General features: G+C 60.4%; 30 protein-coding genes and 1 pseudogene. 22 read left to right on the top strand and 9 right to left on the bottom strand.

All coding sequences use genetic code 11. The annotated features are described in order from the left end of the window. Positions 1 to 6 precede the first annotated feature (6 nt). The 6 genes from BSF79_RS04700 to BSF79_RS04675 all read left to right on the top strand — a co-directional run bounded on the left by BSF79_RS04700 (position 7) and on the right by BSF79_RS04675 (position 4,313). Entirely contained in the window at positions 7 to 225 is a 219-nt protein-coding gene (locus BSF79_RS04700) for a plasmid recombination protein (protein ID WP_090268669.1), read from the top strand. A gap of 225 nt (positions 226 to 450) precedes the next feature. Then, the gene (locus BSF79_RS04695) at positions 451 to 951 is read left to right on the top strand and encodes a type III secretion system chaperone family protein (protein ID WP_090268668.1); all 501 of its coding nucleotides are present in this window, start codon (positions 451 to 453) and stop codon (positions 949 to 951) included. A gap of 44 nt (positions 952 to 995) precedes the next feature. Next, a complete protein-coding gene (gene proC / locus BSF79_RS04690; RefSeq protein ID WP_090268667.1) occupies positions 996 to 1,811 on the top strand; it encodes a pyrroline-5-carboxylate reductase in 816 nt (271 codons plus the stop codon). Next, the gene (locus tag BSF79_RS04685; protein ID WP_090268666.1) at positions 1,804 to 2,142 is read left to right on the top strand and encodes a tRNA-binding protein; all 339 of its coding nucleotides are present in this window, start codon (positions 1,804 to 1,806) and stop codon (positions 2,140 to 2,142) included. The genes proC and BSF79_RS04685 overlap by 8 nt, the downstream gene beginning before the upstream one ends. Continuing rightward, the gene (locus BSF79_RS04680; protein ID WP_090268665.1) at positions 2,142 to 3,107 is read left to right on the top strand and encodes a 2-hydroxyacid dehydrogenase; all 966 of its coding nucleotides are present in this window, start codon (positions 2,142 to 2,144) and stop codon (positions 3,105 to 3,107) included. The genes BSF79_RS04685 and BSF79_RS04680 overlap by 1 nt, the downstream gene beginning before the upstream one ends. An 84-nt stretch (positions 3,108 to 3,191) precedes the next feature. Continuing rightward, a complete protein-coding gene (locus BSF79_RS04675) occupies positions 3,192 to 4,313 on the top strand; it encodes a beta-ketoacyl-ACP synthase III (protein WP_090268664.1) in 1,122 nt (373 codons plus the stop codon). A 108-nt stretch (positions 4,314 to 4,421) separates the two neighbouring features. Here BSF79_RS04675 and BSF79_RS04670 read toward each other — a convergent pair whose 3' ends face one another. Beyond that, positions 4,422 to 5,012: a thymidine kinase gene (locus tag BSF79_RS04670; RefSeq protein WP_090268663.1), complete on the bottom strand. Its 591-nt coding sequence runs from the start codon at positions 5,010 to 5,012 to the stop codon at positions 4,422 to 4,424. A gap of 228 nt (positions 5,013 to 5,240) precedes the next feature. Between BSF79_RS04670 and BSF79_RS04665 the strand changes: the two genes are divergently transcribed. Both BSF79_RS04665 and BSF79_RS04660 read left to right on the top strand, forming a co-directional pair. Continuing rightward, positions 5,241 to 5,696 (top strand): hypothetical protein, encoded by a 456-nt coding sequence (locus BSF79_RS04665; protein ID WP_090268662.1) that lies wholly within the window; start codon positions 5,241 to 5,243, stop codon positions 5,694 to 5,696. A gap of 4 nt (positions 5,697 to 5,700) precedes the next feature. After that, positions 5,701 to 6,594 carry a helix-turn-helix transcriptional regulator gene (locus BSF79_RS04660; RefSeq protein WP_139246378.1) on the top strand — a complete coding sequence of 298 codons (894 nt, stop codon included), beginning with the start codon at positions 5,701 to 5,703 and terminating at the stop codon, positions 6,592 to 6,594. Positions 6,595 to 6,987: 393 nt separating this feature from the next. Here BSF79_RS04660 and carB read toward each other — a convergent pair whose 3' ends face one another. Beyond that, positions 6,988 to 10,317, bottom strand: coding sequence for a carbamoyl-phosphate synthase large subunit (gene carB / locus BSF79_RS04655; RefSeq protein WP_090268660.1), 3,330 nt, complete (start codon positions 10,315 to 10,317; stop codon positions 6,988 to 6,990). Positions 10,318 to 10,759: 442 nt separating this feature from the next. Between carB and aspS the strand changes: the two genes are divergently transcribed. The 4 genes from aspS (at position 10,760) to BSF79_RS04635 (ending at position 16,213) form a co-directional block, all read left to right on the top strand. Further along, on the top strand, positions 10,760 to 12,610 hold the full coding sequence (gene aspS, locus BSF79_RS04650) for an aspartate--tRNA ligase (protein WP_090268659.1): 1,851 nt from the start codon (positions 10,760 to 10,762) through the stop codon (positions 12,608 to 12,610). Between the two features lie 182 nt (positions 12,611 to 12,792). Then, entirely contained in the window at positions 12,793 to 14,193 is a 1,401-nt protein-coding gene (locus tag BSF79_RS04645; protein ID WP_090268658.1) for a DUF1800 domain-containing protein, read from the top strand. A gap of 12 nt (positions 14,194 to 14,205) precedes the next feature. Further along, positions 14,206 to 15,402 carry a DUF1501 domain-containing protein gene (locus tag BSF79_RS04640; protein ID WP_090268657.1) on the top strand — a complete coding sequence of 399 codons (1,197 nt, stop codon included), beginning with the start codon at positions 14,206 to 14,208 and terminating at the stop codon, positions 15,400 to 15,402. Positions 15,403 to 15,493: 91 nt separating this feature from the next. Then, the gene (locus BSF79_RS04635) at positions 15,494 to 16,213 is read left to right on the top strand and encodes a GNAT family N-acetyltransferase (RefSeq protein WP_090268656.1); all 720 of its coding nucleotides are present in this window, start codon (positions 15,494 to 15,496) and stop codon (positions 16,211 to 16,213) included. On the opposite strand, the gene BSF79_RS04630 is transcribed toward BSF79_RS04635, so the two are convergent. Further along, complete coding sequence (locus BSF79_RS04630; protein WP_090268655.1) at positions 16,190 to 16,930, bottom strand: response regulator; 741 nt, start codon at positions 16,928 to 16,930, stop codon at positions 16,190 to 16,192. The genes BSF79_RS04635 and BSF79_RS04630 overlap by 24 nt on opposite strands. 156 nt (positions 16,931 to 17,086) lie before the next feature. On the opposite strand from BSF79_RS04630, the gene mce reads away from it, so the two are divergent. Beyond that, complete coding sequence (gene mce, locus BSF79_RS04625) at positions 17,087 to 17,491, top strand: methylmalonyl-CoA epimerase (RefSeq protein ID WP_090268654.1); 405 nt, start codon at positions 17,087 to 17,089, stop codon at positions 17,489 to 17,491. After that, positions 17,491 to 17,766, top strand: coding sequence for a DUF1467 family protein (locus BSF79_RS04620; RefSeq protein ID WP_090268653.1), 276 nt, complete (start codon positions 17,491 to 17,493; stop codon positions 17,764 to 17,766). Before mce ends, BSF79_RS04620 begins: the two co-directional genes overlap by 1 nt. Here BSF79_RS04620 and BSF79_RS04615 read toward each other — a convergent pair. Genes BSF79_RS04615 through BSF79_RS04605 form a run of 3 tightly spaced genes read right to left on the bottom strand, consistent with a single transcriptional unit; the run spans position 17,717 to position 20,185 of the window. Further along, positions 17,717 to 18,454, bottom strand: a complete 738-nt coding sequence (locus BSF79_RS04615; protein ID WP_245776312.1) for an EI24 domain-containing protein — start codon at positions 18,452 to 18,454, stop codon at positions 17,717 to 17,719. The two genes, BSF79_RS04620 and BSF79_RS04615, sit on opposite strands and share 50 nt — an antisense overlap. Then, complete coding sequence (locus BSF79_RS04610; RefSeq protein WP_090268652.1) at positions 18,439 to 19,017, bottom strand: nitroreductase family protein; 579 nt, start codon at positions 19,015 to 19,017, stop codon at positions 18,439 to 18,441. Before BSF79_RS04610 ends, BSF79_RS04615 begins: the two co-directional genes overlap by 16 nt. Before the next feature lie 52 nt (positions 19,018 to 19,069). After that, positions 19,070 to 20,185, bottom strand: coding sequence for a class II histone deacetylase (locus BSF79_RS04605; RefSeq protein WP_090268733.1), 1,116 nt, complete (start codon positions 20,183 to 20,185; stop codon positions 19,070 to 19,072). A gap of 120 nt (positions 20,186 to 20,305) precedes the next feature. On the opposite strand from BSF79_RS04605, the gene BSF79_RS04600 reads away from it, so the two are divergent. Then, positions 20,306 to 20,566, top strand: a complete 261-nt coding sequence (locus BSF79_RS04600; RefSeq protein WP_090268651.1) for a DUF167 domain-containing protein — start codon at positions 20,306 to 20,308, stop codon at positions 20,564 to 20,566. 24 nt (positions 20,567 to 20,590) lie between these two features. On the opposite strand, the gene BSF79_RS04595 is transcribed toward BSF79_RS04600, so the two are convergent. After that, positions 20,591 to 20,848 carry a hypothetical protein gene (locus BSF79_RS04595; RefSeq protein WP_090268650.1) on the bottom strand — a complete coding sequence of 86 codons (258 nt, stop codon included), beginning with the start codon at positions 20,846 to 20,848 and terminating at the stop codon, positions 20,591 to 20,593. A 109-nt stretch (positions 20,849 to 20,957) separates the two neighbouring features. Here BSF79_RS04595 and BSF79_RS04590 point away from each other — a divergent pair, with 109 nt between their 5' ends. The 6 genes and pseudogenes from BSF79_RS04590 (at position 20,958) to BSF79_RS04565 (ending at position 23,236) form a co-directional block, all read left to right on the top strand. Further along, positions 20,958 to 21,650, top strand: coding sequence for a M48 family metallopeptidase (locus BSF79_RS04590; RefSeq protein WP_090268732.1), 693 nt, complete (start codon positions 20,958 to 20,960; stop codon positions 21,648 to 21,650). A gap of 11 nt (positions 21,651 to 21,661) precedes the next feature. Then, positions 21,662 to 22,013, top strand: a pseudogene (locus tag BSF79_RS04585) (YigZ family protein). Between the two features lie 77 nt (positions 22,014 to 22,090). Then, positions 22,091 to 22,363, top strand: a complete 273-nt coding sequence (locus BSF79_RS04580) for a DUF6455 family protein (protein WP_090268649.1) — start codon at positions 22,091 to 22,093, stop codon at positions 22,361 to 22,363. Positions 22,364 to 22,431: 68 nt separating this feature from the next. Beyond that, positions 22,432 to 22,701: a DUF6455 family protein gene (locus BSF79_RS04575; protein WP_090268648.1), complete on the top strand. Its 270-nt coding sequence runs from the start codon at positions 22,432 to 22,434 to the stop codon at positions 22,699 to 22,701. Between the two features lie 2 nt (positions 22,702 to 22,703). Next, positions 22,704 to 22,967 carry a DUF6455 family protein gene (locus BSF79_RS04570; RefSeq protein ID WP_090268647.1) on the top strand — a complete coding sequence of 88 codons (264 nt, stop codon included), beginning with the start codon at positions 22,704 to 22,706 and terminating at the stop codon, positions 22,965 to 22,967. A 20-nt stretch (positions 22,968 to 22,987) separates the two neighbouring features. Further along, positions 22,988 to 23,236: a DUF6455 family protein gene (locus BSF79_RS04565; RefSeq protein ID WP_090268646.1), complete on the top strand. Its 249-nt coding sequence runs from the start codon at positions 22,988 to 22,990 to the stop codon at positions 23,234 to 23,236. A 268-nt stretch (positions 23,237 to 23,504) separates the two neighbouring features. On the opposite strand, the gene BSF79_RS04560 is transcribed toward BSF79_RS04565, so the two are convergent. Together BSF79_RS04560 and BSF79_RS04555 are read right to left on the bottom strand one after the other, a co-directional pair. Further along, complete coding sequence (locus BSF79_RS04560; RefSeq protein WP_090268645.1) at positions 23,505 to 23,990, bottom strand: DUF4405 domain-containing protein; 486 nt, start codon at positions 23,988 to 23,990, stop codon at positions 23,505 to 23,507. Positions 23,991 to 24,118: 128 nt separating this feature from the next. Further along, positions 24,119 to 24,364: a CDGSH iron-sulfur domain-containing protein gene (locus BSF79_RS04555; protein ID WP_090268644.1), complete on the bottom strand. Its 246-nt coding sequence runs from the start codon at positions 24,362 to 24,364 to the stop codon at positions 24,119 to 24,121. Here BSF79_RS04555 and BSF79_RS19715 point away from each other — a divergent pair. Then, a complete protein-coding gene (locus BSF79_RS19715; protein ID WP_175545257.1) occupies positions 24,363 to 24,593 on the top strand; it encodes a hypothetical protein in 231 nt (76 codons plus the stop codon). The two genes, BSF79_RS04555 and BSF79_RS19715, sit on opposite strands and share 2 nt — an antisense overlap. Positions 24,594 to 24,602 lie beyond the last annotated feature (9 nt).

The raw sequence follows: 24,602 nt of genomic DNA, 5'->3' as shown, positions 1-24,602 counted from the left end.
GGGCCGATGCGCGAGGTGATCTTGACGGTCAACAAGGCGTGGTTCGAGGCCGACCCCGCGGCTGTGTTCGGCGAAGGCGTCGAGCACAATCAACGGATCGAAGATTTTGAACGGCTGTCCATCGCTTGGCTGAAGGATGTTTTGTCGATGGATGTCATCCACGCCCGCGCTGACCTTGATGAAGAGGCTTACCACCCGTTCCCGCAGAATCGCTTGGAACCTTAGAGGCGCGCAGTTTTTGCTGCTACATTTTGCACCATGATCAGGTATGAATTCTCATTTCATCCACAAGTTATTGCGGTTATCCCCAAAATTTAGCTTTACAGACGGAGCTGTGCGCAGCACCATATCTAGTAAGGACGAGGGAAACAGCCCCCGCCCGTAGAGCAGGCATCTAGCGCTTGGGGCGCTGCCAAGCCCCCTTCGCTACGGCATAAAAGAGGTGGTACCATGGCATTGTCCGAGCAGTTCTTGCAGGAAGACCTTCACCCCATCGACATCGTTGAATATATCGCCGAGCATCACGACTGGGAGTTCGACAGGGTCGCAGACGACCAGATTGCAATGGCAGTTGAAGCGCAATGGCGCACCTATTCGATCACGCTGGCATGGTCGGCGTATGATGAGACTTTGCGGCTGATCTGCACCTTTGAGATGGAGCCGCCTGAAGAGCGGTTGCCCGCTTTGTATGAAACGCTGAACGCGGTGAATGATCAGTGCTGGGCCGGGGCGTTCACCTATTGGGCCGAGCAGAAAATGATGGTGTATCGCTATGGTCTGGTACTGGCGGGTGGCCAGGTGGCCAGCCCCGAGCAGATTGACACGATGATCAATGCCGCCGTGATGAGCGCCGAGCGGTACTATCCGGCGCTGCAACTGGTGGTCTGGGGCAACCGGACGCCGAAAGATGCGATTCAGGTCGCCATTGCAGAGGCCTACGGGCGCGCGTAACACTTCCCCCCGAACCACGGACGACAGGCGAGGGGGGATTTCCCATGGATATGAACGATGTGGCCAAGGCCGGGCTGGTATTGCTGGGCTGTGGCAAGATGGGGTCAGCCATGCTGGAGGGCTGGTTGGCGCAGGGTTTGCCTGCAACGTCGGTTTGGGTGTTGGACCCGCATCCGACTGACTGGTTGACGTCGACGGGGGTGCACATCAACGCCGCACTGCCCGCTGCCCCGGCCATCGTTCTGGTGGCCGTCAAACCGCAAATGATGGGCGAGGCCTTGCCAGTGCTGGCGGCGATGGGCAATGGCGCGACGGTGTTCGTGTCGGTCGCGGCAGGCACGCCGATTGCACATTTCGAAGCCGTGTTGGGCGCGGATACGCCGATCATTCGGGCGATGCCCAACACCCCCGCCGCCATTGGGTGCGGGATCACTGCGATTGTCGGCAATGAACATACATCCGCCGCGGCGATGGATCTGGCCGAGGCGCTGTTGCGTGCGGTCGGACAAGTGGTTCGGCTGGACAGCGAGGACCAGATCGACGCAGTCACGGGTGTGTCGGGGTCCGGTCCCGCCTATGTCTTTCATTTGATCGAAACCTTGGCGGCGGCGGGCGAGGCGCAGGGTTTGCCTGCGGCGTTGTCGATGCAATTGGCCAAGGCTACTGTGGCTGGCGCAGGCGCGCTGGCAGAAGCTGCGAGCGAAAGCCCGAGCCAGTTGCGGATCAATGTGACCAGCCCCAACGGCACGACGCAGGCAGCGCTTGAGGTCTTGATGGATGAAGCGCGGGGCTTTCCCGATCTGCTGCCCCGCGCGGTGGCGGCGGCGACGAACCGATCGAAGGAATTGGCACGTGGATAATATCAATTTTGACGACTTCCTGAAGGTCGACGTCCGGGTTGGGCGCGTAATCAAGGCCGAGGCCTATCCCGAGGCGCGGGTGCCTGCGATCAAGCTGTGGATCGATTTCGGGGATGAGATCGGCGAGAAGAAGACCTCGGCTCAGATCACGGCGCATTACACGCCCGAGGCGCTGATTGGCAAAGAGGTGATGGCCGTGGTGAATTTCCCGCCGCGCCAGATTGGCAAATTCATGTCCGAGGTTCTGGTGCTGGGCGTGCCGGACCCTAAGGGAGGCGTTGTTCTGTTGTCGCCAGACCAGGATGTGCCTGTCGGCGGGAGGATGCACTGATGGCGCGCACGGGGCCGCCGCGGGTACTGATCAGTCGCCCGTTGCCAGAACGGGTTATCGCGCGTGCGCAGGACCTGTTCGAGCTTGAGGTGCGCGAGAGCAATGCGCCGATGACGGGGGCCGAAATGCGCTCGGCTCTAGCGCTGTATGATGGGGTGATGCCGACGCTGGGCGACATGTTCAGTGCGGCGATTTTTGCCGAGTTCGGGCGGCCGCGATGTCGGATATTGGCGAATTTCGGCGTCGGATACAATCATATCGACGTGGAGTCGGCCAAGGCGCACGGGGTGCAGGTCAGCAACACACCCGGCGCGGTGACCGATGCGACCGCCGACACGGCAATGGCGCTGATCCTGATGAGCGCGCGGCGCGCGGCGGAGGGCGAACGGCTGGTGCGGTCGGGGGCATGGCAGGGTTGGAACCCGACGCAGATGCTGGGCCTGCATGTGACGGGCAAGACGGTGGGGATCGTCGGCATGGGCCGGATCGGCCAGGCGATTGCGAGGCGGTGCCATTTCGGGTTCGGGATGCAGGTGTTGTTCTACAACCGCTCGCCCAAGCAGGTGGATTTTCCCGCACAGCAGGTTTCGTTGACCGAGCTGACGGGACAGGCGGATATTGTGGTGGTGGCGGTGCCCGGTGGCGCCGAGACGTATCACCTAATCGGCGCCGAGGTTTTTGCAGCAATGCAGAGCCATGCGCATTTCATCAATATTGCCCGCGGTGACGTGGTGGATGAAGCGGCGTTGATTGCGGCGCTGCAAGGCGGAGAGATCGGCGGCGCGGGGCTGGATGTATACGAGCATGAGCCGCAGGTACCAGAGGCGCTGCGCAAGCTGGAGCACGTGGTGCTGTTGCCGCATCTTGGCACGGCAGCGCTGGAGGTGCGCGAGGCGATGGGGATGATGGTTCTGGACAACCTCGAGGCGTTTTTCGACGGAAAACCGCTGCCCAATCCGGTTTGAACGGACACCCTGACCTTTGGGTGGGGTTGACCTGAGGGCCCCCTTTGGATGATCTGGGGTACGAAATTTTTCAGGGGGGATATCATGTATCAACCAGTCATCAGCGGGACAGGTGTGTTCACCCCGTCCGAAGTTATCACCAATGACGAACTGGTCGTGGCGTTCAACGCCTATGCCGACCGGATGAATGCCGAAAATGCCCAAGCGATTGCGGCGGGCGAGATGACGGCGATGGAGCATTCCTCGTCCGATTTTATCTTCAAAGCTTCGGGTATCGAGCAGCGTTATGTGCTTGAAAAAGAGGGCATTCTGGACTCGACCCGGATGTATCCGCGGTTTCGGCAGCGCAGCGACGACGAACCGGGGCTGATGACTGAGATAGCGCTGAAAGCCTGCGCTACGGCGCTGGAGCAGGCCGGGCGCACAGGGACGGACGTGGATCTGGTGATCTGCGCGGCCTCGAACATGGAGCGTGCCTATCCGGCGGTGGCGATCGAGATCCAGCAGGGGCTGGGTGCGGGGGGCTTTGGATTTGATATGAATGTGGCCTGTTCTTCGGCCACTTTTGGCATTCAGGCGGCGGCGGATATGGTGCGGGCGGGCTCGGTCCGCTGTGCGATCGTGGTCAACCCTGAGATAACGTCGGGTCATCTGGAATGGCGTGACCGCGATTGCCATTTCATCTTCGGCGATGTGGCAACAGCCACGGTGATCGAGCGGGCCGAGGATGCCAAGGGCGATCATTTCGTGATCCGCTCGACCCGTTGCGCCACGCAGTTTTCCAACAACATTCGCAACAACAACGGATTCTTGCGCCGCAACCGACCCGACGGCATGGCCGACCGGCGCGATATGCAGTTCATGCAGAACGGCCGCAAGGTGTTCAAGGAAGTGGTGCCGATGGTGTCTGCCCATATCCTGAACCATCTGGAGCAGGAGGGCGTGGCGCCCGAGCAATTGCGCCGGATGTGGCTGCATCAGGCCAACAAGGCGATGAACGATTTCATCGGCAAGAAGGTACTGGGGCGCGAACCGACGCGGGATGAGCAGCCAAATATTTTGCAAGACTACGCCAATACTTCGTCCGCCGGGTCGATCATCGCCTTTTCCAAGCATTCGGCCGATATGCAGCCGGGTGATATTGGGCTGATCTGTTCCTTTGGCGCAGGGTATTCCGTGGGCTCGGTTGTGGTGGAGCGCGCGTAATCGTTTTGCGTGTGAGTGTTTCGGGCAAGTCCACGCGCCACGTGCGGCAGGGATTTCATCGTGCCTGAAATACACTCCAAGGGTGGAGCCGCAGAAAACCTTGCTGTTTTAGCTGGCAGCACTGTCGCCGGTGGCTTCGCGCCAGTGGCGGCGGCACAGCGATACATAGGTTTCATTGCCGCCGATCTGCACCTGCGCGCCTTCGCGCAGGGCGTGGCCGTCGGCATCCATCCGCACCACCATCGTCGCCTTCTTGCCGCAGTGGCAGATTGTCCGGACCTCGCGCATTTCGTCGGCGATGGCTAGCAGGGCCGCCGAGCCGGGAAATAGCTGCGCCCGGAAATCGACGCGCAGACCGTAGCACATCACGGGAATGCCCAGATCATCAACCACGCGGGCCAGTTGCCAGACCTGATCGTTTTCCAGAAACTGCGCCTCGTCGATAAAGATACAGGCCAGCGGCCCTTGTTCCAGCCGCGTGGCGATTTTGGAAAACAGATCATCGCCCGGCGCGAAGGTATCTGCCTCGCTGCCGATCCCGATGCGCGATGCCACCCGACCTTCGCCAGCGCGGCGGTCGAATTGCGCGGTCAGCAGATAGGTCTCCATCCCGCGCTCACGATAATTATGTGAGGCTTGCAGTAGCAGGGTCGATTTGCCCGCGTTCATGGTAGAGTAATTAAAGTAAAGCTTGGCCATATTTGCGATTTACCGTTGCCAGAGGGGGATTTGCAAGACGACATGACCGGTTTCGGGCATTGCTGCTATGTTTCGCTCCGGGCAGGAAATTGCCTTGAAAGGTGCCGCAACGTCCGCTGCGCGAAAGCTGTCGGAATGGTTTATAAATGACAATTGTGTTCCAACAGGTTATGGAAATTTGAAGCGCAATTCTCCTCGCATCACGGGCGAGGTTATGGGGAGTAGTTGATGGCGGGCATTGCTGGCTATTTGAAAAAGCATACAGAGGCATTGGTCAAGGATGTCGGGATTGAGGCAGCCTGTCGTCTGACGGGAAAATCCAAGGCCACTCTGGGGCGGTATTATTCTGATAGCCCGGAACATGCAGACAGGTTCATTCCGGTTGATGCGGTGGCAATGCTTGAGGAGGCGGCTTCTTATCCGCATGTGACCAGCGCCCTGGCTGACATGAAAGGCATTGCGCTGTCCTATGACGAGAGGCGGCCCAATTCCGAAAAGGGTGGGGTGAACTCTGATGTCATCGCTTTGAGCCAGCGGTTTGCGATGTTGATGGCAGAATACAACCAGTCGATCGAGGATGGCATAATCACCATCAACGAGGCCAAGCGGTTGTTGAAAGAAACGCTGGCGCTGCAGCATGTGCTGATCGAGATGAAACTACACCTTGAAGAAGAATCCGGGTGATCTGATGCTCCCTCCCCAAAAGGATCAAAGGCGGACTCTCTTGGGGGCGGAATGCTATACGCCGAAGCTTTTGCAAGAGTTTCTGGCGGACATTGAGGATTGCACGCGGTCGGTTCAGGTTTGGGATCGGTTGGTTGTTCTGGGGCGGCAGTTGGATCTGCCTTCGATCGATTTCATCACTGCCAGCAGTTATTCCGATTGGAAGAAAACGCTATTTGTCCGGACCTCCTATGATTCATCGTGGCTGAATGAAGCCAACCGTGACCCTGAGGTCAGCAAGTGGTCCTATTTCCGCAGCCATGCGATGCACCATCTGACGCCGATCCTGATTGGGTTGGAATTTGTCGAGGAATACATGCATCTGCCCGCGCGCCGCGTTGAGGTGTTACGCTTGGCGGCGCAGCATGGGATACGGTCGGGGTTTTCGGTGCCATTGCGTGTGCATGCACCGCCGCAGGCCGGGTTGATCACCTTTTCCGGCAATCACGCGCGCAAAGAGATGCTGGCCATCGTCAAAGCCCATGGCTGGACGCTGAATGTCGCCGCCTTGGCGGCACATCAGCGTTACATGACCCATTTCGCGGCCGAGTTTTTCGAGCGCAACAAGATCACCAACAAACAGCGCGCATTGCTGGAAAAGGTCGGGCTAGGGTTGCAGGACAAGCAGATCGCGGTGGATCTGGGTGTTTCAGTGTCCGCCCTGCGGCAACGAATGCATAAGCTGATGCTCAAGACCGGGCTGAGCAATCGGGCCGAGGTCGCGGCGCTCGCGATGAGCACGGGGCTGCTACCTGACCCTCAGCACGGGATCGACCCGGACGCGGCCAATCTTCTGGTACAGATGGGGGTTTCGGGCGACGCTACCGATATCCCGCCTTCAGTCTACATTGAGCCGTAAATAATAAGAGGCCCTCCAGTAGGAGGGCCTCAGACTGCTAAAATGACTTATGAAAAGAATACCCTCGCCGAATGGGACAAGGCGGGGCCGATTTCCATCATCACCGCTAAGGAAGAATAATACCTGCCCATTCCATGGGGATTGGTCCGAACCGGCGACCTTCCTTATACGCTAAAGGATAGGGCGATTCGTCCTGCTGTGTCGTTGGGGAAGTGGTCTGAATAGGCGTTAACGACCTGTTAATAATTGCAGGCGACACCGATTAACCTGTATTTTCTTACAGGGCGTGCCGGAATTTGCATAATATTCAGCTATTTATGTGCGGTGAACTGGCGAAGTCGGTCTCCGCCAGTTGGCGCAGTGCCCTCCTTTTCAACAGGAGGGCACCATTTGTTAGCCCTGAAGAGCCATCACCGTGACATCGCCCTCTTCGCGGGCCTTCATCGCCAGAGCAGCGGCATGGGCCCCTGCTGCGGTCGTGAAATAAGGGATTTTATCATACAACGCGACCGAGCGAATTTCGCGGCTGTCATCGACGGCTTGTGCGCCTTCGGTGGTATTCATCACCAGCGCGATCTGGCCGTCTTTCAGCAGGTCCACAATGTTCGGGCGACCCTCATAGACTTTGTTCACCACTTCGCATGCCGCGCCGTTTTCCTTCAGCCAACTGGCGGTGCCGCGGGTGGCGACGATGCCAAAGCCGAGGGCGATCAGGATCGTGGCGGCTTCGATGATCTGCGGGGTTTTGTCGGCATCCTTGATCGAGATGAAGACTTTGCCCTCGCGCGGCAGATCGGTGCCCGCACCCAGCTGTGCCTTGAGGAAGGCCAGCGGGAAGGACACGTCCCAGCCCATGACCTCGCCGGTGGAGCGCATTTCCGGCCCCAGAATGGTATCGACGCCGGGGAAGCGGGCGAAGGGCAGCACGGCCTCTTTCACGCTGAACCAGGGCATATTCGGATCGGCCAAGGTCAACGGGTCGGCCATCGGCAGCGTGCCAGGCTTGGCATCCTTGGGGTATTCGCCGCGTAACGGGAAGTTCGACATCGGTTCCCCCGCCATCAGGCGCGCAGCGATTGACGCAATCGCGCTGTCGGTGGCTTTGGCAACGAATGGGACGGTGCGCGACGCACGCGGGTTCACCTCGATCAGGTAAACCTCGCCATCCTTCACGGCGAATTGCACGTTCATCAGGCCAACGACCCCAAGCGCCAGCGCCAGTGCGACAGTCTGTTCCTTGACGGTGTCGATGATGTCTTGCGGCAGCGAATAGGGCGGCAGCGAACAGGCGCTATCGCCCGAGTGCACGCCAGCCTCTTCGATATGCTGCATCAGGCCCGCGACATGCACGGTTGTACCATCGCAGAGCGCATCAACATCCATTTCCACCGCGCCCGACAGGTAGCTGTCGAGCAGCACCGGGCTGTCGCCCGAAACCACAACCGCCTCTTTGATATAGCGTTCAAGCTGGGCCATATCCCGGACGATTTCCATCGCGCGGCCACCCAGAACATAGGAGGGGCGGATCACCAGCGGAAAGCCGATATCTTCGGCAATCGCCAGCGCCTGTGCGTCGGTCGAGGCGATGCCGTTGTGCGGCTGTTTCAACCCAAGGCGCTGAACCAGCTGCTGGAACCGCTCGCGGTCTTCGGCCAGATCAATCGCGTCGGGCGTGGTGCCAAGGATCGGAATGCCCTCTTCAAACAGCGCATTTGCCAGCTTCAGTGGGGTCTGGCCGCCGAATTGCACGATTACACCGTGCAGGGTGCCGTTATCCTGTTCCACGCGCAGAATTTCCATCACGTGTTCAAAGGTCAACGGTTCGAAATACAGCCGGTCCGAGGTGTCGTAATCGGTGGACACGGTTTCGGGGTTGCAGTTGATCATGATGGTTTCATAGCCGACATCCGACAGCGCAAAGCAGGCGTGACAGCAGCAATAGTCGAACTCGATCCCCTGACCGATGCGGTTGGGGCCGCCGCCAAGGATGACAACCTTTTTGCGGTCGCTCGGACGCGCCTCGCACTCGACCTCGCCCATCACCGGGGCTTCATAGGTGGAATACATATAGGGGGTCTGTGCCTCAAACTCGGCGGCGCAGGTGTCGATGCGCTTGAACACAGCCTTGACCCCAAGGTTTTGGCGTGCGCGGCGCACGTTCGCCTCGGTGCGGCCGGTCAGGTTCGCCAGCCGGGCATCGGTGAAGCCCATCATTTTCAGGTGGCGCAGGCCGGTTTCGGTGACTGGCAAACCCTCCTTGCGGATCTCGTCTTCGGCCTCGACGATTTCGCGGATGCGGGCCAGGAACCATGGATCAAACATAGTGACGGCGTGAATGTCATCATCGGTCAGGCCGTGGCGCATGGCTTGTGCGATTGTGCGCATCCGATCAGGGGTTTGACGGCTGATGGCCTTGATCACGGCGGATTTTTCCGGGGCGCCTTCAATCTCGACCTCGTCAAAGCCGGTCAGACCTGATTCCATCGAGGCCAGCGCCTTTTGCAGCGACTCGTGGATCGTGCGCCCAATCGCCATCGCCTCGCCCACCGATTTCATCGCGGTCGACAGAACCGGTTCGGAACCCGCGAACTTTTCGAAGGCGAATTTGGGGATTTTGGTGACGACATAGTCGATGGTCGGCTCAAAACTTGCCGGGGTCACCTTGGTGATGTCATTGTCCAGCTCGTCCAGCGTATAGCCGATGGCAAGTTTTGCGGCAATCTTGGCGATGGGAAAGCCGGTCGCCTTCGAGGCCAGCGCCGAAGAGCGCGATACGCGGGGGTTCATTTCGATCACAACCATGCGGCCATCGGCGGGATTGATCGCCCACTGCACGTTCGACCCGCCGGTCTCGACCCCAATCTCGCGCAGAACGGCGATGCTGCCGTTGCGCATGATTTGATATTCCTTGTCGGTCAGAGTCAGCGCCGGCGCGACAGTGATGCTGTCTCCGGTGTGAACGCCCATCGGGTCGACGTTTTCGATCGAGCAGACGATGATGGCGTTGTCAGCCTTGTCGCGCACAACCTCCATCTCGAATTCCTTCCAGCCGAGTAGGGATTCATCGACCAGGATCTGGCTCATCGGCGAGGCTTCGAGGCCGGAGCGGCAGAAATGCTCATAGTCATCGCGGTTGTAAGCCACACCACCGCCGGTGCCGCCAAGCGTGAAGGCCGGTCGGATGATGGCGGGCAGGCCGATATCTTCGAGCGCATTCAGTGCCTCGGCGACGCCAGCCTTGATGTCGAACTTTCCGTTGGGCAGCTTGGGTGAGGTAACGATGGTGGCCTTGGGGTTTTCCAGCCCGATCCGATCCATCGCTTCGCGGAACAGCTTGCGGTCTTCGGCCATTTCGATGGCCTCGCGGTTGGCGCCGATCAGCTCGACCCCGAATTTGTCGAGCACGCCCATGTCGGCCAGCGCCAGCGAGGTGTTCAGCCCGGTCTGACCGCCCATTGTGGGCAGCAACGCATCGGGGCGCTCTTTCTCGATAATCTTGGCGACGACCTCCGGGGTGATCGGTTCGATAAAAGTGGCGTCCGCTAGCCCCGGATCGGTCATGATCGTCGCCGGGTTCGAGTTGACGAGGATCACGCGGTAACCTTCCTCGCGCAGAGCCTTGCAGGCCTGCGCTCCAGAATAATCGAACTCGCAAGCTTGCCCGATCACAATAGGGCCCGCTCCGATGATCATGATGGAGGAGATATCGGTTCTTTTGGGCATCGGGGACCTCATTTTTTTCTGCGGGCAGCAACAGGCAAGAGGGCGACTCCACCCTTGCGCAAATTGTCGTGGGTTATAGACAACGCGGCCCCGTGCGCAAGCCCTCCTTGGCTTTGTGATCGGTCAAACATCAAATGCCTGCACAAGCTGCAAATCTGGGGGCCTCCGGCGGGAGTATTACGGTCAGAAAGAAGCATTGGGCAGCACAATTTCAGAGCGGTCGTTCCCAGAGGCGCTGTTAACCTTAATGCGGGCCTACCAGCTTGGCGGTGCTGAGTCTGGTTTCTTTCTGATGAAAATACTCAATGTGCTATGGGCGCGTTGCGCGCAACATTGAAATTCGGGCGCAGAGAGGCGGTTTTGCGGCCTGACCTTGACTTTCGTGCCCCGGCAAGGTGTATCGGCGCGAACGTCTTATTCTGCCCTTTGAAGGGAGCATCTCATGCACGCATATCGCAGCCATACCTGCGCCGATCTGAACAAGAACCATGTGGGGCAGACTGTGCGTTTGTCTGGTTGGGTCCACCGGGTGCGCGACCACGGCGGCATTCTGTTCATCGATCTGCGCGACCATTATGGTGTCACGCAGGTGCTGTGCGATCCGGATAGCGCGGCCTTTGCTGATGTGGAAAAGCTGCGCAGCGAATGGTGCGTTCGGATTGATGGCGAGGTGAAAGCGCGTGCGGACGACCTGATAAACCCCAAGCTTCCGACGGGCGAGGTCGAGGTGTTCGTGCGCGAGATCGAAGTGCTGGGCGCGGCGAAAGAGCTGCCGCTGATGGTGTTCGGTGATCAGGAATACCCCGAGGAAACCCGGTTGCGCTATCGCTATCTGGATCTGCGCCGCGAGGCGATGCAAGAGAACATGAAGTTGCGGTCCGATGTTGTCGCTTCGATGCGGCGGCGGATGTGGGACAAGGGGTTCCGCGAGTATCAGACGCCGATCATCACGGCCTCCAGCCCCGAGGGCGCGCGCGACTTTCTGGTGCCCTCGCGTTTGCATCCGGGCAAGTTCTATGCGCTGCCGCAGGCGCCGCAGCAGTTCAAACAGCTGATCATGGTGTCGGGGTATGATAAGTATTTCCAGATCGCGCCGTGCTTCCGCGACGAAGACCCGCGCGCCGACCGCAGCCCGACCGATTTCTATCAGCTTGACCTTGAGATGTCGTTTGTCACCCAGCAGGACGTGTTCGACACGATCCAGCCGGTGATTGGCGGGATTTTCGAAGAGTTCGGCAAGGGCCGCGAGGTCGATCAGACCTGGGAGCAGATTTCCTATAAGGATGCGGCGCTGTGGTACGGCACCGACAAGCCCGACCTGCGTAACCCGATCAAGATGCAGGTTGTGTCCGAGCATTTTGCGGGGTCCGGCTTTGCGATCTTCGCCAAGTTGCTGGAGCAAGAGGGCACCGAGATCCGCGCCATTCCGGCGCCAACGGGCGGTAGCCGCAAATTCTGTGACCGGATGAATGCGTTCGCACAGAAAGAGGGCCTGCCGGGGATGGGCTATATCTTCTGGCGCGAAAAAACGGCGGATTCCGTTGCGCAAGAGCTGGGTATTCCGGTCAAGGAAGCGCAGCAGAAGCTGAAATCCGGCGAAGTCGAAGGCGGCATGGAAGCGGCTGGCCCGCTGGCCAAAAATATCGGGCCAGAGCGGACCGAGGCGATTCGCCAGCAGCTGGGCCTTGGGCTTGGCGATGCAGCGTTCTTCCTGGGCGGCAAACCCAAGGCGTTTGAATCCGTTGCGGGCCGCGCCCGCACCGTGATCGGCGAAGAGCTGGGCCTGACGGATAAGGATCGGTTTGCCTTTGCTTGGATCGTGGATTTCCCGATCTACGAGCGCGACGAGGAAACCGGCAAGATCGATTTCGAACATAACCCCTTCTCGATGCCGCAGGGCGGGATGGAGGCGCTGATGGGCGATCCGATGGAGGTGCGCGGGTTCCAGTATGATCTGGCGTGCAACGGCTATGAATTGGTCAGCGGTGCGATCCGGAACCACAAGCCCGAGATCATGTTCAAGGCATTCGAGATCGCAGGCTATCCGGCCTCGGAAGTGGAAAAGCGCTTTGGCGGCATGGTGAACGCATTCCAATATGGCGCACCGCCACACGGTGGCTGTGCCGCCGGAATCGACCGGATCGTCATGTTGCTGGCCGATCAGGCCAACATTCGCGAGGTGATCATGTTCCCGATGAATCAACGTGCCGAAGACCTGATGATGGATGCCCCCAGCGCGCCTGCCAGCGAGCAGTTGATGGAGCTGCATTTGCGGGTGATCCCGCAGGACTGAAGCCTGCTTGCACCATAGCGAAATATTAAGGGTGGCCTTCCGGGCCGCCCTTTTTTGATGCGCTCATGACCGGTTCGGCGATAAAGCGCGTATCCACGCCGATGTGATGGTGGCGGCAGATGAAACCTCGCTGAGATTGCGATAATCTGGCGATGCATCGTTCCATACATCAGGAGGCCGGAATGGGATTCGATCCACATCTCGCGGAAATCCGGTTCGGGTCTGGGCTGTCACCGGCGATTGAACCGGCACAATCCGTTGCGCATATGCTTGATCTGCTTCAGGGCCCTGACAAGGCTGCAGAGCGTTTCCCCATCGAACCGTTTTCAGAATTCCGCGCCCGGATGATGCGAGCGCAGGACTATATGAAGCTCCGGCGCGAGATGCGAGGATCGCCCGAGGCCAAGCAGGTGAAAAAGGCGCTTCAAGTGGAAAAGAAGGTTGCCCGGCAGGCGCAAAAGCGCTGGCTGGCAATGCAGTTGATGCGGCGCAGCTGGACCGAGGATGCGCTGCGGGAGCGGCTGATGGGGTTTTGGGCGGATCACTTCACGGCGCAGGGTAAGGCGGGCGTGCTGAAACGCGGTGGTGCGCCGTATGTCGAGGAAAGCATCCGCCCACACCTGACCGGGAGTTTTGCCGATCTTCTGATTGCTGTGACAACCAGCCCGGTGATGCTGCACTATCTGGATCAGGAATTCTCGGTCGGGCCGAACAGCGAAAAGGCGGAACGGCGTGGGTCCAAGGCTGGGCTGAATGAAAATCTGGCGCGTGAGGTGTTGGAGCTGCATACGCTGGGCGTGGATGGCCCCTATGATCAGACGGATGTGCGGCAATTGGCCGAGCTGTTTACCGGGCTGACATTTTCGGCGCGAAATGGAACGGTGTTTCGCAAGGATTTCACAGAGCCGGGGGCGGAAACCGTGATGGGGGTCAGCTATGGCGGGGACAAGCCGCGGCTGGCAGACGTGCATGCGGCGCTGCGCGATCTGGCGCACCATCCGGCCACCGCGCGGCATATTGCGGGCAAGTTGGCGGTGCATTTTCTGTCTGACGCGCCCGACCCGGCGCTGGTCGATCAGTTGGAAGCGCGGTTCCGAGAGACCGACGGCGATCTATTGCAGGTCTACACAGCGCTTCTGGAACATCCGTCAGCGTGGCAGCCTGCGTTGCAGAACGTGAAATTGCCGTTCGAATTCATGGCCAGCGCGCTGCGCGCCTTGGCTGTGCCACCCGAGATGATAGGGGCAATTTCTGACCCCGATCAACAGGAAAAATGGCTGACGCAGATGTTCGTGGCCCCGCTGCGGGTGATGGGGCAACCTTGGGAATCGCCGCTTGGCCCGGATGGTTGGCCCGAAGAAGACAGTGCGTGGATGACGCCTCAGGGGTTGGCGGCGCGGATAAGCTGGGCGCTGATAGCGCCGGGGAAACTGTTGCCCGAGCTGCCGGACCCGCGCAGTTTTGTGACTGTTGCACTGGGTCCTGACGCGCCAGATGCGGTGCAATTCGCAGCCAAGGCGGCCGAAAGCCGCCACGAAGGGATTGCGTTGATCCTCAGCGCACCCGCATTTCAACGCAAATAGAGAGGCTGACCCATGGCACCATCCCCCCTGTCTCGCCGCAGCTTTCTGACCCGCTCAATCGCGTTGGGGTGCTCGGCCGCCGCCAGCCCACTGCTGACGCCGCTAAGCTTTGCCTCGGCGCCATGGGATAACCGGCTGGTGGTGATCATCCTGCGCGGCGCAATGGACGGGTTGGATGTGGTACAGCCCTACGGGGATCCGGCCTTGGCGGCGCTGCGGCCCAATCTGGGCTTTGGCGAGGCGGCAGGCGCGCCGGATCTTGATGGGTTCTTTTCACTGCATCCCGCGCTGTCAGACCTTATGCCGCTGTGGCGCGCGCAGGAGCTGGGTTTCATTCATGCAGTTTCGACGCCTTACCGCGATAAGCGCAGCCATTTTGACGGGCAGGATCTGCTGGAGGCTGGTACCACAGGCATCGGGATGGCCGCCGGGCGGGATGGTTGGCTGAACCGGATGTTGCAAACCGTACCGGGAATCGAGGCCGAGACCGCTTTTTCGATCGGGCACGAGAACATGCTGTTGCTGAAGGGGGCCGCCCCAGTTGCGAACTGGTCGCCGGATGTGGATCTGTCGCTAAGCCCGCAAGGGCAGCGGTTGGCAGAGATGGTTATGCATGACGATCCACTGTTTCGCGATGCACTGGCCGAGGCGATCCTGCTGACAGGCGGGGAGGGGGCAGACATGATGATGGGGCAGACAGGCAAAACCCGCCCCGCAGGCACGCGGCTGATTGCTGAATTTGCGGCGCAGCGACTGCGTGCGCAGACCCGGATCGCGGCCTTTTCGATTGGTGGCTGGGATACGCACAAGGGGCAGGCGACAAGCCTGCCACGCGCTTTGGGCGGATTGTCAGAAGCGATCCTGACGCTGCGCAAAAAGCTGGGGCCGGTCTGGAACAAAACAGCGGTGGTCGCGATGACAGAATTTGGCCGCACCGTGCGCGAAAATGGTACCCGAGGTACGGATCACGGAACCGGCGGTGCGATGCTGTTGGCCGGCGGAGCGATCCGCGGTGGCAAGGTGTATGGCGACTGGCCGGGCCTGAGCGAAACGCAGCTGTATGAGCGGCGCGATCTGATGCCACAGCGGGATGTGCGGGCGTACGCTGGTTGGGTGATGCGTGGGCTGTTCGGGTTGGACAAGGCCGTGCTGGAAAACGCGGTGTTCCCGGGGATGCAATTAGAGACCGCGCCGGGCTTTCTGCTGTGAGTTAGCGGAATCGTTAGGTTTTGGGCGAATGCCTCTTTCGGAAGGGGGCGAATTGCGGCTAGCGTTGACCGAACACGACGGAGGAGAGCCGATGCCCGGATCAAGACCCCTCGGGCCGCTTTTGCCCGATTGGCGCGAACCACCCCGACCAGATGGTCAGGTGCTTGAAGGGCGCTATGCCCGGTTGGAAAAGCTGGATGCCGAGCGCCATGCAGGGGTGCTGTTCGGGGCGTTCGAGAGGCGGGATGAGGTTTGGGATTACCTGCCCTACGGTCCGTTCAGTTCAGCCTCGCAATATCATCGCTGGGTGCGTGAGGTGGCGGGCGGCGACGACCCGCTGTTCTATGCCATCCGCGATCTGGATACCGGGCAGTATGGCGGTGTCGCCAGCTTTCTGCGGATCGCGCCGCAGATGGGCACGATCGAGCTGGGGCATATCAATCTGTCGCCACAGATGCAGGGCAGTCGCGCCGCGACCGAGGCGTTCTGGCTGATGATGCGGTGGGCGTTCGACGCGGGGTATCGCCGGTTCGAATGGAAATGCCATGCACTGAACATGCCGTCGCGCCGTGCGGCGCAGCGGTTGGGGCTGAGCTATGAGGGCGTATTCCGCCAGCATATGATCGTCAAAGGGCGCAACCGCGACAGTGCTTGGTTTGCAGCAACGGATACCGATTGGCCAGCCTTGTCCGAGGCGTTTTCCGTCTGGCTATCGCCCGCGAATTTTGATGCGGATGGGCGCCAGAGAGAGCGACTGACCGACCTGACGCAGCTGGTGCGAGTCTCGTCAGATCCAGCGCTGGGTGGTTGATCCGATCGCGATACTGTCGGTCAACCGCTCTTGCAGCAACCCCGAAATGCGCGCCACGTCCGAACGCGACCCGCGCCCCTGCATCCGCGAAATGCTCAGCGCTTCGCTGGCGGCGACCAAAGGCATGTCCGCAGCGCTGCGGGCAATGCCAGTCAGGAATTGTACGACATAATCCAGCGGGCGGTCTTCGGTGCCGTCACCCAGAAGGTCGGCCACATGCGCCAGATCGTCCTTATAGGCCATCGGATCGGGGCGTATGGTTTCCGAATTGATACTGCGCGGCCCCATCGGTTGCCGGTCACTGGGAAGGCAGGACAGGATCAGTTCTTGAAATGCGGACAGGCTGTGCACGGGTTTGGGCAGAAACCCATCTGCGCCCGCCTGGCTGCAGCTGTCCCCGGCCAAATCGTCGCCGCTGCTGCCCAGAATGACACTGATCCGCGGCACAGAACGGTCCAGCGTGCGGATCAAAGACAGCCCGTCACCATCTGGCAGGCCCAGATCGACGATGATCACCGAGGGTCGATAGACCTGCAAATGCCGTTCGGCCGAGCGCAGGCTGTCGGCGCGGCGGATCCGTGCGCCGCTGCGCTGGCACAACAATCGCATCGCGTCGCTGGCAAAGCGGCTGTCTTCTACTACAAGCACAGTCAGGCCCAGCAAAGGCCGTGTCGGCGTCGGGAACCGGGCGGCCTGAAAAAGATCTGCGTCGTCCATTCTGACATCCTCTCGTTGATCTCACGACTCAGCATGACCCAATATTGGCTAATGCTCCGTTAACGCGCCGCGTTCCGGTGCGGCGGCCTGAGCGCTTGCGCAAATCCCGCTGTCGCCGCATAAGGACAGCACCTGTTGACCAAAAGGAGAGCCGTGATGATTGGCCGCCTGAACCATGTTGCCATTGCCGTCCCTGATCTGGAGGCCGCATCTGAACAATATCGCACTGCACTGGGGGCCAAGGTTGGCGCACCGCAGGACGAGCCCGATCACGGAGTGACGGTTGTGTTCATCGAGCTGCCGAACACCAAGATCGAACTGCTTTATCCGCTGGGCGACAACAGCCCGATCACCGCTTTTCTGGAAAAGAACCCCTCGGGCGGGATGCATCACGTTTGCTATGAGGTCGACGATATCATCGCCGCGCGCGATCATCTGAAATCAACAGGGGCGCGGGTTCTGGGCTCGGGAGAGCCCAAGATCGGCGCGCATGGCAAGCCGGTGTTGTTCCTGCACCCCAAAGATTTCAACGGGTGTCTGGTGGAACTGGAGCAGGTCTGATGAGCATCACCTCAGCACTGGTTCTGTTTGCGGTGATCTGGTTTCTGACGTTCTTGATTGCCATCCCGGTCAGGTTGAAGACGCAGGGCGATGTGGGCGACGTGGTGCCGGGCACGCACGCTGGTGCTCCGCATGAACATCAGCTGAAGAAAAAGGCGATCATCACCACGATCGTTACCGTGATATTGTGGGTGATTATCGCGGGGATCATCATGTCCGGGTGGATCACCGTGCGCGATATTGATTTGTTCCACCGGATGGGTCCCGGCTCGTAATCATGTGAAAGATGTGGGTGAACGTGGCGGCTCCGAGGATCGGAATGGCCAGGTTCACCAGCGGCAACGATAGCGGCATCGCCATCAGGACCCCCGCAATCCAGATCGTGAGCGCATGTTTGCGGCGCAACTCGCGCGCCCCGTCGCGGCCGACCCGGCGCATGGCGGCGAGGGTGAAATATTCCCGCCCCAGCAAGAAGCCGTTCAGCCCCCAAAAGATGAACAGCGCCGCAGGGGCAAACAGCGCATAGAGCAGCAGCGCCACCAGGTTTGCCCCGATCAGGACGCCAAGGAAGTTCACGGTATCGCGGGCTGCCTCCCAGAATGGGACGGGGACGGCGGGGGGCAGGTGCGGATAATGCCGATCCTCGACCGCTTGGGCCACGTCATCAAGAAACATCGAGGTGATGGCCGAGGCGACCGGCACCATCAGGAACACCGACAGCGCCAGCATCACGAAAAAGCTGGACCACGACAGCAGGTCCTTTAGCCATGTCACCTCGCCCACCAGCGGGATTGTGGCGGTATCTCCGACGGCCCAGTTCAGAAAACCAAGGAAACCCGCAAAGGTCGCGACCAGAAGTGCGAAGGTCAGGCCGATGCCGATGAGCAGCACCCGGCGGAACCGCCGATCGCCAATTTGCGCCAGCGTTTTCAGAAAGGCGCTGAGGACTATGTCGAAAGCCATGTGGTGATCCTGTCGAGGTCGGGGCGTGGTCGCTCAGGTGGGACCGAGGTTTCGGTGCCGATATGGATGAAGCCCGCGATGCGTTCGTCCTCCGCCAGATGCAGGCCCTGCTGCATGAAGTCGCGGTCATGGCTGGGCCAGCCGCTAAGCCAGTTTGCCCCCCAGCCCGAGGCCAGCGCGGCATTCAGCAGCGCAAGGCAGACCGCGCCAGCAGAATAGGTCAGTTCCAGCGCGGGGACTTTTTCATTCGGGCGCATGATTTCCACCACGGCCACGGCCAGATTGCCGTTGGCGAACTGATCCACGCCTTTGGCTGCACGGTCAGCGTCCAGCCCCAGCGCGGCCGCGCGGGAGGTGGCAAGACCCGCCAGGCGGGTCAGGGCCGGTTTTTCCAGCACGACAAAGCGCCAGGGTTCCAGTTTCCCATGATCCGGGCTGCGGGCAGCGGCGGTCAGGATCGGCATCAATGCGTCGCGATCAGGCACCGGAAGGCCAAGCGTTTTGGCAGGGCGCGAGCGGCGGTTCAGCAGAAAGTCGAGTGCTGCGGGGTTTTTCTGAGGCATTGAGGCATTGGTCCTTGGGTCGGGTGTTATGTCGGAACTGCGGCGCCGCAGGTCAAGCCCGCGAGCCCAGCAATTCCTCGGCCATCTCGGCGATCAATGTGCTGAAAAAGCTGTTCATCCGGGCGTTGGGTTGGCGTATGGCCACGGTTTCGGCCATCGGATCGGCGGCAGCGGTCGCGCTGCCGGACAGCTCTTCAAGGACGGCATGGCCACAGAAGGGCACGTAAGCCTCGGAGTAGCCCCCCTCGTGCACCATCACCAGCTTGCCATCGCACAGATCCGCCGCGGCTTGTTTCACCTGACGGGTCATCAGACGGAAGGTTTCAGCGGTGCACAGCATGCGCGCCAGCGGATCATAGATGCCCGCGTCAAAGCCGCAGGCGATGATAATCACGTCAGGTTTGAACCGCTCCAGAGCTGGCACAACGATGGTGTCCATCGCTTCAAGATATCCATCATGGCCAACGCCGGGTGGCAGCGGGATATTCATGTTATACCCCAGCCCCGCACCGGTGCCGCGATCGGTGATATCACCGGTATCAAGCGGATAGTTGTATTCCTGATGCAGGCTGATGGTCAGCACGTCGTCGCGATCATAGAACACCGCCTCGGTGCCATTGCCGTGATGCACATCCCAGTCGATCACGGCGATCCGGCCCGCCAGCCCCTCGGCCTTGGCGGCCTCGATTGCGATGCCGATGTTGTTGAGCAGGCAGAACCCGTTGGGCCAGTCCGGCAGGCAGTGGTGCCCCGGCGGGCGCGACAGGGCATAGGCATTGTCCAGCTCGCCGCGCAGCACGGCCAGAAGGGCGGCCTTGGCCAGGCCGGCCGACAGGGCGGCAACCTCGAACCCACCAGTAATGAAGGGGGTCCGCAAGCCAAGCTCGCCGCCGCCCGCATCGGAAAGGGTTTTGAACTCTTGCAGAAAATCCTCGGGATGGATGCGCGCCAGATCGGCCCAGCTGGCCTCTGGGGCGTGGCGCATCTCCAGCTCGCGGCTGAGGCCGGTGACGTCCATCAGGTTCTTCAGCCGACGTTTGGTTTCGGGGCTTTCGGGTAAACCGCCCGCCGCCAGTGGTTGGACCAGCCCGCCCAGCGGTAGGGTCAGCGCGTAATTGCCGCCTGCGTGCCAGAAACATCGTTCGTCCCAGAAAAAGCCCGTGCGCATCATAGTCTCCTGCGTTTTGTCCGGGTACTATTTCGAGCCAATGGACGGATGTCCATGCAGCGCCGACAGAGAGTGATGCCTCCGGCGGGGATATTTGGGAAATGTGAATAAGGAGCGGGCATGGCAGAGGAGGAACTGCGCCATTTGGCGGTGCCGGGGGCCGAGATTGCGGTGCGGGTGACACCCAAAGCCGCCCGCAATCGGGTGGTTCTGGCGGATGGGGTTTTACGGGTCTATGTCACGACTGTTCCGGAAGGGGGCAAGGCGAATGCAGCGGTGCAAAAGCTGTTGGCCAAGGCGCTGGGTGTGGCCAAGACGCGGTTGGTTCTGGTGCGCGGGCAGACGGCGCGCGACAAGGTGTTCCGGCTGGAGCGGGACTGATTTGTTGGGGCCGGTGTGCGCCGATCAGGCCTTGGGCGTGGTCGAACCATCAGCAGGCGTTAGGGAATAGATGCCTTCGGGCAGGTTCAGCGCGGCGGCCATATCGCGCACCTGAGCCATGGAAAAGGTGATTTTCTGAAGCTGATCAGTGCGCGGGTCATATTGTTCGACTGTGACACATTCTTCGAACGCGTTTACGGTAATGTCCTCTTGCAAGGGGGACTGCCCCTCGTCCATCAGGGTGACCACGGTCGCGTCGAAGTCGTGCTCAATCGTAAACATACGGTGAGGATACGCTTTGTCGCACAGGGCGCAAGGGGTGAAAATCGTCGAAGCTCTGGCGCTTGTCGTTTGGCCTGCTACATTTACAGAAAAGATGCTGAGGATTGCGATGCGGTGGATTGTCTTGAGTGTGATGCTGGTGCTGGCGGGCTGTGCCGCGCCAATGCCCCAGTCGGCAGTGCAGCCAGCGGGGCGTTCCGTTGTTGCGAGCCCAGAGGAACTGGCGCGGCAATTCGTGCAGGTGGTCGACACCGTTGAGCCGGTGGCCGAACGAGAATGCAGGCAGCGCGCCCCGGCGGCCAATTGTGATTTCCGAATTCTGGTCGATGCACGCGAGGGGCAGCCCGCCAATGCCTATCAGTCGCTGGACGAGGGCGGGCGGCCGGTGATTGTCTTCACGCTTGCGCTGATCTCCGAGGTGGAGAACGCGGACGAGCTTGCCTTTGTCATGGGGCATGAGACTGCACACCATATTTCGGGCCATATCGCCCGCCAGCGTCAGAACGCAGCTGCAGGGGCCGAGATTTTCGCAGGATTGGCCACGCTGACCGGGGCAAACGCCAGCGGCGTTCGCTCGGCTCAGGAATTGGGGGCTGCGGTCGGTGCGCGGAGTTATTCCAAGGAATTCGAGCTGGAAGCTGATGCTTTGGGCACGATTATCACCAAGCGTGCAGGGTACGACCCGGTGCGCGGCGCGGCGTATTTCAGCCGCATCCCTGACCCCGGCAATCGGTTTCTGGGCACGCATCCGCCAAATGCACGGCGGATCGATGTGGTGCGGCGCACCGCGGCATCGCTTTAGGTGCAAGCCAGGTGTTGCAGCTTGAAAATGTCGTTTCGGATCGCGGGTCGCGCTATGCGGTGTCGGGCGGCGCGGTGGAAAGTGCGGCTGAGGTCGAGGCATTTCTGAAGGCGCTTTTGCGCGGCAAGAAGTACGCCAAAGCAACGCACAATACCTGGGCTGTGGTTTTGTCAGACGGCACGCAGATGAAAGGTGACGACGGCGAAAGCGGCGCGGGGAACGTGATTTTGCGGATGCTGGCGCGAGGGGATCACCGGGCAGATCGTTGTGGTGACCCGGTGGTACGGTGGAAAACACCTTGGAGGAGACCGGTTTCGCCATGTTCAGACCTGTGTACGGGCTTGCCTGAAGGCCATGGTTTGACGCAGGTCAAAGACGTGCGGTGACCCTTTGCTAGCCTGTTTGCCAAACGCAAACAGCGCAGTGAGAAAGGCCACAACATGCAAAGCCATGACAAGATACGCAAGCATGCAGACTTGGTGGACCGCATGGCCGGTGCCATGGGGCTGGACCTGGAAGAAGAGGCGATGAGCGGGCGGCTGGATATGGAAGAGCTGACCGACGTGGTGCTGAGTTGCACCAGTTGCAGCGCGTCGGAGGCCTGCAACGATTGGCTGGCAGAGGCGCGCGCAGAGGAGCCCTTGCCGCCGGTGTATTGCCGCAACAGCGCCTTCTTTCGGGTGCTGCGCGCGACATCCCGTTCTGGCGCTTGATCCGTGTCAAGGCCACCAGATGTGTGGCGCGGTATGATTCATAAAGATTGCAAGGAGGGATCGCCGCGATGAAACCTTTGGGCGACATGACCCGCCATTATTGGCTGGCGCAACGGATGGCCAAGACGACTGGAACCGATCTGGTTGCGGCGCAGGAGGTTGGCGCGCTGGATCAGAGTGCTTGGGCCGAGATGGTTCAGACCTGCCGCAGCTGCGATTGGACCGAAGGGTGTGAACGTTGGCTTACCACGCAAGCAGAGACCGCTGATGTGGTCGAGACCTGCCCGAATTGCAACAAATTCAGAGACTTGCAACAAACGCTGGCAAAGGATGAATAAGCATGGGTGTTGTCATTCGCTTGGGCAGTACGGAGCGCCATTTCTGGCTGACACGCTCGGTCGCGCGGACGATGGGGCTGAGCATGAGTGCCGCCATGAAAGAGGGGCGGCTGAGTGCGCAGGGGTATTCCGAGATGATTACGAAATGTCGGCGGTGCGAGTTTGTCGACCAATGTGAACAATGGCTGGCACACCGTGGTGATGGCGCACAAAGCGCGCCCGAGCCTTGCGTCAATGCGGCCATGTACGAGGCGCTGAAACCTTAGTTCAGACGATGGAGAGTTCTATGAGTATATTCGAAAAATTTGCCAGACAGGCCGATGTCATGCAACGCATGGCTGACACGGTTGGCGTTGATTTTGTTGAAAAAGTTCAGGCTGACGAGCGGGTAGCATATCGGTATCGCGAGGCGGTGATGCGGTGCGGGCACTGCGGACAGGCGGCGGCGTGCACCAGCTGGATGGACGCGCATCCCACTGCTGCTGAGACGCCGGATTACTGCCGGAACAAGGATCTTCTGGCAAGCCTGATCTAAGGCCACGCGGCAGAGTTTACCGCGGAAACCGGCGTGCACGTCCTATGCACAAAGCATGCACATACTGTGCATATCGGAGAGCCGTGATGCGGGGCAGAAGCTGTGCCGCCATCGCGTGAGAGACGCGCCGATGCCTGATCAATCGTGTGCTGCGGAGTGGCCTGAAACCCAGCCCTGTGCGGCAAGGCTTGCCGTGAAAACCGGCCTACACATCCCATGCACAACACATGCACATAGGATGCATATCGCGCGGCTGCGGCCTGAGGGATCAGGGCGCCGAGATGCGGACCAGAAGCTGGGCCGCCGCGCGCAGGTCATCGCCTGAAAGCTGCGCCAGTGTCTGATCGGCGGTGGCCTGAATGTCGGCGGCTTGCAGACGGGCGATCACCCCATCGGTATCGGTGCCCAGCATCGGCCCCAAGGTCGAGATCGGCGCGCCGGTCACAAGCTGAATGGCAACCAGATCGGGGCGGGGCTGCTCTTGCCCGGTGAGGGGCAGGAACGACAGCCCAAGCGCCAGCACAAACACCCCCATCACCCCCATGGCCAGCGGCCGCTTGAAGTAGAGGGTGAACGCGCGCCAGTTCAGAATCACGTGCAGGACCACGGCGGCAATCATCCCCAGCCCGATATATTCATGTGCGAATTTGTTCAGCGGGGTTTCGGCATGGAAAAACATCAACGTGCCAGTGGTGCCCATCAGCACAAAGGTGCCGATGGTCAGCGGGGTGGCGATCTTGCGAAGGGTGGACATGGGAAACCTTTCCTTGAGGACAAAACATGGCCTCGCCGACAAGGCGCTGGGCTGCGCCTGCGGGGGATGCCATGAAATATACGCGGGAAAGGCGGGGTTCTGTCGCGGAAAAAAGGGCGTTTTTCGGGTCAGCCAAGTTTGGCGTGGCTTCCGTCGCAGAGCGGTTGTTTGGCGGTGGCCTTGCAGCCGCAGAAAAACACCTTTTTGTCAGCCTCGGCGGTGTATTTGACGGGCGAGAAACCGGTGTCTTTGTGGCTGCCATCGCAAAAGGGTTGCTTGGCGGACAGGCCGCAGGCGCACCAAAAATAGGATTTCCCGGCCTCGACCTCGACGGGGAAGGGGGCGGTCTGGGCGATTTTGGGAAGGTCGGGCATGGCGCTGGCTCCTGTTGGCTGGCTGCTGCGAGCTTGCGGCACGAGGGCCGAGCGCGTCAAGTGGATCCGGGGGGCGACGGGGTATGCGGTGTATTCGGGGTTGGACGTTCCCTTGGCAGATGGGATAGAAATCGTAGAAACCGCAATTCAGCAGGTTTTCAAATCCGACGACGATGCCGAAGGTCTGGCAGGGATCGCGGAGAAGAGGCCGCCGAATTTCAACGATTAGGATCAGTGC

Origin of the sequence: Thalassovita taeanensis (genome assembly GCF_900110775.1) — a bacterium.
Lineage (GTDB): Bacteria > Pseudomonadota > Alphaproteobacteria > Rhodobacterales > Rhodobacteraceae > Litorimicrobium > Litorimicrobium taeanense.
This window is presented reverse-complemented; position numbering and strand designations above follow the sequence as displayed.

Bases quoted from the DNA above. Each gene is read 5' to 3' on its own strand.
- BSF79_RS04555 (WP_090268644.1), bottom strand. From the start codon at position 24,364: ATGCCCGACCTTCCCAAAATCGCCCAGACCGCCCCCTTCCCCGTCGAG.
- BSF79_RS04620 (WP_090268653.1), top strand. From the start codon at position 17,491: ATGAGCATCACCTCAGCACTGGTTCTGTTTGCGGTGATCTGGTTTCTG.
- mce (WP_090268654.1), top strand. From the start codon at position 17,087: ATGATTGGCCGCCTGAACCATGTTGCCATTGCCGTCCCTGATCTGGAG.
- BSF79_RS04675 (WP_090268664.1), top strand. From the start codon at position 3,192: ATGTATCAACCAGTCATCAGCGGGACAGGTGTGTTCACCCCGTCCGAA.
- BSF79_RS04570 (WP_090268647.1), top strand. From the start codon at position 22,704: ATGGGTGTTGTCATTCGCTTGGGCAGTACGGAGCGCCATTTCTGGCTG.
- BSF79_RS04600 (WP_090268651.1), top strand. From the start codon at position 20,306: ATGGCAGAGGAGGAACTGCGCCATTTGGCGGTGCCGGGGGCCGAGATT.
- BSF79_RS04645 (WP_090268658.1), top strand. From the start codon at position 12,793: ATGGGATTCGATCCACATCTCGCGGAAATCCGGTTCGGGTCTGGGCTG.
- BSF79_RS04615 (WP_245776312.1), bottom strand. From the start codon at position 18,454: ATGGCTTTCGACATAGTCCTCAGCGCCTTTCTGAAAACGCTGGCGCAA.
- aspS (WP_090268659.1), top strand. From the start codon at position 10,760: ATGCACGCATATCGCAGCCATACCTGCGCCGATCTGAACAAGAACCAT.
- BSF79_RS04630 (WP_090268655.1), bottom strand. From the start codon at position 16,930: ATGGACGACGCAGATCTTTTTCAGGCCGCCCGGTTCCCGACGCCGACA.
- BSF79_RS04695 (WP_090268668.1), top strand. From the start codon at position 451: ATGGCATTGTCCGAGCAGTTCTTGCAGGAAGACCTTCACCCCATCGAC.
- BSF79_RS04610 (WP_090268652.1), bottom strand. From the start codon at position 19,017: ATGCCTCAGAAAAACCCCGCAGCACTCGACTTTCTGCTGAACCGCCGC.
- BSF79_RS04680 (WP_090268665.1), top strand. From the start codon at position 2,142: ATGGCGCGCACGGGGCCGCCGCGGGTACTGATCAGTCGCCCGTTGCCA.
- BSF79_RS04665 (WP_090268662.1), top strand. From the start codon at position 5,241: ATGGCGGGCATTGCTGGCTATTTGAAAAAGCATACAGAGGCATTGGTC.
- proC (WP_090268667.1), top strand. From the start codon at position 996: ATGGATATGAACGATGTGGCCAAGGCCGGGCTGGTATTGCTGGGCTGT.
- BSF79_RS04635 (WP_090268656.1), top strand. From the start codon at position 15,494: ATGCCCGGATCAAGACCCCTCGGGCCGCTTTTGCCCGATTGGCGCGAA.
- BSF79_RS04560 (WP_090268645.1), bottom strand. From the start codon at position 23,990: ATGTCCACCCTTCGCAAGATCGCCACCCCGCTGACCATCGGCACCTTT.
- BSF79_RS19715 (WP_175545257.1), top strand. From the start codon at position 24,363: ATGGCGCTGGCTCCTGTTGGCTGGCTGCTGCGAGCTTGCGGCACGAGG.
- BSF79_RS04660 (WP_139246378.1), top strand. From the start codon at position 5,701: ATGCTCCCTCCCCAAAAGGATCAAAGGCGGACTCTCTTGGGGGCGGAA.
- BSF79_RS04640 (WP_090268657.1), top strand. From the start codon at position 14,206: ATGGCACCATCCCCCCTGTCTCGCCGCAGCTTTCTGACCCGCTCAATC.
- BSF79_RS04700 (WP_090268669.1), top strand. From the start codon at position 7: ATGCGCGAGGTGATCTTGACGGTCAACAAGGCGTGGTTCGAGGCCGAC.
- carB (WP_090268660.1), bottom strand. From the start codon at position 10,317: ATGCCCAAAAGAACCGATATCTCCTCCATCATGATCATCGGAGCGGGC.
- BSF79_RS04605 (WP_090268733.1), bottom strand. From the start codon at position 20,185: ATGCGCACGGGCTTTTTCTGGGACGAACGATGTTTCTGGCACGCAGGC.
- BSF79_RS04590 (WP_090268732.1), top strand. From the start codon at position 20,958: ATGCGGTGGATTGTCTTGAGTGTGATGCTGGTGCTGGCGGGCTGTGCC.
- BSF79_RS04575 (WP_090268648.1), top strand. From the start codon at position 22,432: ATGAAACCTTTGGGCGACATGACCCGCCATTATTGGCTGGCGCAACGG.
- BSF79_RS04595 (WP_090268650.1), bottom strand. From the start codon at position 20,848: ATGTTTACGATTGAGCACGACTTCGACGCGACCGTGGTCACCCTGATG.
- BSF79_RS04565 (WP_090268646.1), top strand. From the start codon at position 22,988: ATGAGTATATTCGAAAAATTTGCCAGACAGGCCGATGTCATGCAACGC.
- BSF79_RS04670 (WP_090268663.1), bottom strand. From the start codon at position 5,012: ATGGCCAAGCTTTACTTTAATTACTCTACCATGAACGCGGGCAAATCG.
- BSF79_RS04580 (WP_090268649.1), top strand. From the start codon at position 22,091: ATGCAAAGCCATGACAAGATACGCAAGCATGCAGACTTGGTGGACCGC.